This window comes from Peribacillus sp. P4_C12 (genome assembly GCF_056402095.1).
In genome coordinates this window covers 1-5,902 of record NZ_JBFUIB010000226.1, presented here as the reverse complement: position 1 = coordinate 5,902, position 5,902 = coordinate 1, and the positions used below count along the sequence as shown (strand labels likewise).

6 protein-coding genes are annotated in these 5,902 nt (G+C 40.1%); all 6 read right to left on the bottom strand.

The window, feature by feature from the left end:
• Window positions 1–72 precede the first annotated feature (72 nt).
• Window positions 73–522: a transcriptional regulator AhrC/ArgR gene (gene ahrC / locus AC1DUW_RS19515; protein WP_477643245.1), complete on the bottom strand. Its 450-nt coding sequence runs from the start codon at window positions 520–522 to the stop codon at window positions 73–75.
• A 360-nt stretch (window positions 523–882) separates the two neighbouring features.
• Complete coding sequence (locus AC1DUW_RS19510; protein WP_053346906.1) at window positions 883–1,710, bottom strand: TlyA family RNA methyltransferase; 828 nt, start codon at window positions 1,708–1,710, stop codon at window positions 883–885.
• Between the two features lie 4 nt (window positions 1,711–1,714).
• Window positions 1,715–3,607: a 1-deoxy-D-xylulose-5-phosphate synthase gene (gene dxs / locus AC1DUW_RS19505; RefSeq protein ID WP_053346907.1), complete on the bottom strand. Its 1,893-nt coding sequence runs from the start codon at window positions 3,605–3,607 to the stop codon at window positions 1,715–1,717.
• 251 nt (window positions 3,608–3,858) lie between these two features.
• Entirely contained in the window at window positions 3,859–4,752 is an 894-nt protein-coding gene (locus AC1DUW_RS19500; protein WP_477643244.1) for a polyprenyl synthetase family protein, read from the bottom strand.
• A gap of 1 nt (window position 4,753) precedes the next feature.
• Entirely contained in the window at window positions 4,754–4,987 is a 234-nt protein-coding gene (locus AC1DUW_RS19495; protein ID WP_053346909.1) for an exodeoxyribonuclease VII small subunit, read from the bottom strand.
• Window positions 4,984–5,902, bottom strand: a 919-nt coding sequence (gene xseA, locus AC1DUW_RS19490; RefSeq protein ID WP_477643243.1) for an exodeoxyribonuclease VII large subunit, incomplete at its 5' end; no start/stop codon positions are given. The genes xseA and AC1DUW_RS19495, both read right to left, overlap by 4 nt.

Here is a 5,902-nt window from a genome sequence, read left to right as displayed (position 1 = left end):
GACAAGCTGTCAATGATCGCAAAATTCCTAATCGAAAGTTCTGTTAACAAACTAGGTCACCTCACAAAATTATTAGAGCATGTCCAAGAATTTGCCGGAAATGATCTTCGCATCTTCCTCAGAACGGCAGATAATTAAACATGTGTCATCGCCGCCGATTGTTCCGAGTATTTCTTGCCAATTTAAATTATCAATTAATGCACAGATTGCCTGGGCATTTCCCGGGAGCATTTTCATAACAAGCAAATTATTTGCCGCATCAATGCGAACAAAAGCATCAATCAGCATTCTCTTTAATTTTTGAAGTGGATTGAAGCGTTGGTCGGCTGGTAAGCTGTATTTATACCTTCCGTCTGTTAACGGGACCTTAACAAGGTGGWGCTCTTTAATATCCCTTGATACAGTAGCCTGAGTAACATTGTATCCAGCAATTTTCAGTTCTTCAACTAGCTCATCTTGAGTCTCAATATCGTTATTCGTAATAATTTCCCTGATTTTTATATGTCGTTGTCCCTTATTCATAAGTAGAAGCACCTCTTCTCGACTGTTGCTAATTTAATTTAGTAAATAACCATTATATAAGCGTTTAAGCATGCTGCCAAGCAGGCGTTGCTTACGCATTATAAACACATCTATCTTGCCTTTAACAACGTCCCTTGCGTACAAATTTGATGCTATAGGATGTTGCTAATATTAATGTTATCGGATTTTTATGCAATTGTACAACTTTTTCTCAAAAATACATAACATGTCTATATTTTGTTCTTAAATTTTTTATTGTAAACTCCCTCTATAATTCGAGGGCCTTTTGCCTCTCAATTCCTAGAGTGAAAAAGCTCCTTCAGCCAACCATTCAGCTAAAGGAGCCATACATAGTTCTATTTATTCTTTTTTAAACTGGGCATGTGCTTCTCCAACTATGTCATCAACCGTTTTTGAGAGCATTAGGTCTCCATCTACTTTCGACCCTTCCCAATATAAATGAAGCAAAAATTCAATATTTCCATCGCCACCTGTAATCGGAGAAAAGGAGGCATCCTTAATATCGTAGCCTTCTTTTTTTGCAAAAGAAATTATTTTATTTAACACTTCTTTATGGATTTTGGGTTCACGAACAATCCCCTTTTTGCCGACTTGATCCTTCCCAGCTTCAAATTGCGGTTTAACTAGGGCTACAACGTCGCTTTTGGGTACAAGCAAGGTCTTTAGAACCGGTAAAATTAACGTGAGCGAGATAAAAGAAACATCAATGCTTGCAAAGTCTGGCATCTTCCCATCGAGATCGGCTGGAGTGACGTACCGGAAATTGGTCCGTTCCATTACTTTAACCCTCTCATCCTGTCTAAGCTTCCAAGCTAGTTGATTATACCCTACATCAAGCGCATAAGACATGACGGCACCATTTTGTAAAGCACAATCAGTAAAGCCTCCAGTAGATGAACCGATATCAAGGAGAACTTTTCCATTCACATGTAAATCGAATTCTTTTAATGCCTTCTCTAGTTTGAGGCCACCTCTTGAAACGTAAGGCATTACTTTCCCTTTAATCGTTAATTCAAGATCAACCGGTACTTTTTCCCCCGGCTTTTCGTATCTCTCTTCATTTGCATAGACAAGACCTGCCATAACCATACGCTTAGCTTTTTCACGCGTTTCAGCTAAGCCTTGTTCTACTAGTAATACATCTAATCTTTCTTTCATTACTTTCATATTGTCAGGCCCTTTTTTCTTTTTTGGGTGTAATCATTTTAATCTTTTTCATAGCTGTCTTAGTCGTTAAACCTATTTCTTCAAGTAGCTCGTCAACACTTCCATGTTCAATGAAATAATCAGGGATCCCCATTCGGTCAATAATCGCACCATAAAATCCTTGATCATGAGCATATTCAAGTACAGAACTACCAAAGCCACCTTGAAGGACAGCTTCTTCTATTGTTAAGATAGGCATTTTCTCACCCAGAAGGCGACTTAGCATTTTTACATCCAGTGGCTTTATGAACCTAGCATTAATCACCTTTACAGAATAATCCTCTTTCTCCAGAAGTGCTGCAGCTTCAAGTGCCATAGGAATCGTTGTCCCGAACGTTAAAATGGCGGCATCTGTTCCTTCTTTCAGGACTTCCCATGAACCGATAGGAATCTGCTGTAATTCTGTATCCATTACAACTCCCCAACCATTTCCACGCGGGAAGCGCATAGCAATCGGACCATCATTATAGTTTAAAGCCGTATTTACCATATGCTGACCTTCATTTTCGTCTTTTGGCATCATCAAAACCATATTCGGAATATGGCGTAAGAACGCAATATCGAAAACGCCTTGATGTGTTTCACCATCGGAACCGACAAGGCCGGCCCTATCAATTCCTATAAAGACATTCAAATTCTGGCGGCAGATATCATGTACCACCTGGTCATATGCTCTTTGTAAGAAGGTTGAGTAAATCGCCAAAAATGGTTTCATTTTCTGCGTTGCCAATCCAGCAGCAAAAGTTGCCGCATGCTGCTCGGCAATCCCCACATCATAAAAACGTTCCGGAAATTCCTCAGAAAACCCTACCAATTTCGAACCTACAGGCATCGCAGGTGTAATCGCGACTATTCGTTCATCTTCGCGTGCAAGTCTGCTTACAGTATCACTTACAAGTGCACTCCAAGCAGGACCTTTACTAGGGGATTTAACGAAATCACCTGTTTCAATCTTGTATGGACCTGTCCCATGCCAATTCCCTGTTGTATCCAACTCAGCGGGAGAATACCCCTTACCTTTTTTCGTGATGACATGTAACAGGACTGGTCCTTTTGTTTTCTTGGCATACCTTAAATTCTCTAACAGTTCTTCATAATTATGACCATCCACTGGTCCAAGATATGTAAAACCTAGTTCTTCAAAAAAGATCCCTGAGACCAATAAATACTTCATACTGTCCTTCAAGCGTTCAGCAGTAGCTGCAAGTTTCCCGCCAACTGCAGGGATTTTTTTCAAAAGCAGTTCCAACTCGTCTTTTGCCCAATTATATTTACCTGCTGTCCGTAATCTTCCCAATATCGTGTGTAAAGCACCGACATTAGGTGCAATTGACATTTCGTTATCATTTAAGATTACAATCATGTCCTTTTTTTCATCACCGATGTGATTCAAGGCTTCAAGTGCCATTCCCCCTGTAAGCGCTCCATCACCAATTACAGGTAAAATAAAACTTTTCTCTCCCTTAATATCACGAGCAGCTGCCATTCCCATAGCAGCTGAAAGGGAAGTAGAACTGTGTCCGGTTTCCCAAACATCATGAGGGCTTTCAATCATTTTAGGAAACCCGCAAAGACCTTTATACTTCTTTAAAGTATCAAACTCTCCAGCTCTTCCAGTCAGGATTTTATGAACATATGATTGATGTCCTACATCCCATAATATTTTATCCTTCGGGCTATCGAATTCTTTATGCAACGCTATTGTCAATTCGACTACGCCTAAATTGGGTCCAATATGCCCACCGGTTACCGATAATTTTTCTACAAGAAACTTACGAATTTCTACACTTAATTCGACAAGCTCTTCATTATTCATATTCTTCAAAAAAGAAGGGTCTTTTATAGATAGAAGATCCAAACTGGACCACTCACTTTCTGTCATTTTCGGTTGTAAGCATAAACAAAGCCTCAAAAAAGAGTGCTATTTAGAAGACTTGACCGAAAAATTCGTTATAAGGTAAAAATAGCCGCCAACACCCAGGTGATTTCGGCGGCTTATTTTTACCTATTTTATCACGTATCTTAACTAAAAAATTCATCTTTATCTTTACATATTTTTGCACAATGAGTATACCATAAAACCTCATTTGATAACAAATTTAGCCACACTCAATGGTCACGGGTCGCAATTAAATCGGTTAGTTCGTTTAATAAACTTGTTTGTAAATTTGTTTTTCCTAAAGCGCTATGGGCAAGTTTAATATGATAATCCAACTTCTCCTTTGCCCCATCAAGCGTAAGTAAAGAAGGATATGTGCTTTTATGATTGCCTTCATCGCTGCCAACTGGCTTGCCAATTAACTCTACTGATCCTTCAATATCCAGAATATCATCCCGAATTTGAAAAGCAAGTCCTAGATGGTAAGCAAAATCACGTAAATGCTGGTGCTGTTCGTTATTTGCTCCAGCTAATATGGCACCTGAAATGATACTTGCGGTCAATAGCTTCCCCGTTTTATGTTCATGAATATATTCCAATTCTTTAAGGGTCAACTGTTTACTTTCACCTTCCATATCGGCAACTTGACCTCCAACCATCCCTTCAGCGCCAGCAGATTTAGCAATTTCACTTACTAAGTTTAACTTCATTTCCGCAGTCACCTCAGGATCAATCATATCCGTCACCAATTGAAAACTGTAAGTAAGCAAGGCATCCCCTGCCAGGACAGCTACCGCCTCACCGAAGACTTTATGATTCGTAGGTTTTCCACGTCGAAGATCATCGTCATCCATCGCTRGAAGGTCATCATGAATCAAGGAATATGTATGAATCATTTCAATGGCCGCCGCTGCAGGGATTCCTGTCTTTAAATTTTTTCCGAACGCATCTAAAACCGCAAAAACCAATAAAGGACGAATCCGTTTACCTCCTGCTTCCAATGAATAAGTCATCGCTTCTTTGACAACAGCTGGAGCTTCAAGCTTATTTACATATTCAACGATTTCTCTCTCTATTACAGCTTTATATTCTTTTGAAAACGTTTCAAAGGACGCCGTACTCATATTATTCTTCCTCCTGTACAGCGAAGGTTTCAAGTTCCCCATCTTCGCGTAAAATTTGAGTCAATTGTTCTTCAACAGTCTTCAACTTCGAATGACAAAGTCGAGATAAATCCATCCCTTGTTTATATATGGAAATTGCTTTTTCGAGAGGCACGTCCCCTTCTTCCAACTGCTCAACAATTTTTTCGAGATTCTCCATTGCTTCTTCAAATGTAACTTCTTGTTTCTTTGTCATGGTTCAATTCGCTCCTTTATTTCTTTAATTTCACATTCAAGGGTTCCATCTTTTATTGAAACAGCTATCTTATCCCCTTTGGATACTTGCTGTGTACTTTTTATTAATGTTTCATCCTCAGCGAAAACCAGCCCATAGCCCCGTTCCATAATCTTTAATGGACTGAGGGCAGACAAAGTTGCAGTGATATGAACAAACTGCTGTGACTTTTGACGATAAATGGCTTCCATGGCCCGACGTAATGCTTTTTCTTGCTGATGCAAATCATCTTTTGAATTTTTCACAGCCTGTTCAGGATGCTGCTTTTTCAGAATATCGGTCACCTGATTTAGCTCATCCCTCTTTTTCATGAAATACCGGGTACTTGTCTTCCCTAACCTGTCCAAAGTCTTGTCAAGCTGTTCGAGTTTCTGCTCATACATTTTGTGTGGATAGCGAAAGGCATAAGATCTTTCCATCCTAGTCAAGCGGGTACGCTCGAAATTCACCGTTTCCTGGATGGAACGCGTCAAACGATTCTTACGGTTCATCAGCCGTTCAAGTATTTCATTCAGATGAGGGACCGCAAGCTCCGCTGCCCCAGTAGGAGTCGGTGCCCGCATATCTGCTACAAAATCCGCAATTGTAAAATCTGTTTCGTGTCCAACAGCTGAAATAATTGGAATATCCGAATCATAAATGGATTCAGCTACTATCTCCTCATTAAAGGCCCAGAGCTCCTCAATGGAACCGCCGCCCCTTCCGACAATCAGTACATCACTTTCAGCCCTCGAGTTAGCCATCGTGATCGCCTGGGCAATCGATTTAGCGGCATTATTCCCTTGAACAAGAGCTGGATAAACGATGATTTTAGCAATTGGATAACGGCGCTTAATGGTTGTTAAAATATCCCTCAGTGCAGCACCTGTTGGAGAT

Bases quoted from the DNA above. Each gene is read 5' to 3' on its own strand.
- AC1DUW_RS19510 (WP_053346906.1), bottom strand. From the start codon at position 1,710: ATGAAAGTAATGAAAGAAAGATTAGATGTATTACTAGTAGAACAAGGC.
- AC1DUW_RS19495 (WP_053346909.1), bottom strand. From the start codon at position 4,987: ATGACAAAGAAACAAGAAGTTACATTTGAAGAAGCAATGGAGAATCTC.